Source organism: Stenotrophomonas maltophilia group sp. RNC7 (assembly GCF_030910085.1).
Classification (GTDB): domain Bacteria; phylum Pseudomonadota; class Gammaproteobacteria; order Xanthomonadales; family Xanthomonadaceae; genus Stenotrophomonas; species Stenotrophomonas sepilia.
Window position 1 is genome coordinate 1 of sequence record NZ_JAVFVN010000627.1, and the last position, 462, is coordinate 462.

A 462-nucleotide genomic window follows, 5' to 3' on the forward strand; every position below is an offset into this window, starting at 1 on the left:
GAGCATATCCGTGCCATTCGGCCAGGCTCAGGCTTGCCCACAAAGTTTGCCGATCTCTTCATCGGACGAAAAGTAAAGTCTGATGTCAAAAAGGGGACGCCTGTTCATTGGGATCTTTTATAGCGTTCAAGATTATTGTATTTGAAAAAGGAGAATCATATGAACATCTTACTTACCGGAGGCGCAGGGTTTATAGGTCGATGGGTAGGGAAAAAACTATTAGAAGATGGTCATCACGTCTGGATATTGGATGATCTTTCTAATGGTCGTGAAGAGAACATTGCTGAACTTCGTAACCATCCACGTTTTATGAAATTTATCAAAGGAACGATACTAGACCAGGCACTGCTGGCCGGCTTATTTGAAGAGCATCGTTTTGAACTATGCTACCATTTAGGGGCATCGATTAATGTACAGGATTCTATAGATGATCCCAGAACGACCTTTGAGAATGATACCGTA

General features: G+C 42.4%; 1 protein-coding gene. It reads left to right on the forward strand.

Features of this window, described 5'->3' with window-relative positions:
- Nucleotides 1-159: 159 nt before the first annotated feature.
- A partial coding sequence (locus RCF13_RS12720) for a GDP-mannose 4,6-dehydratase (RefSeq protein WP_308141222.1) occupies nucleotides 160-462 on the forward strand: 303 nt, incomplete at its 3' end.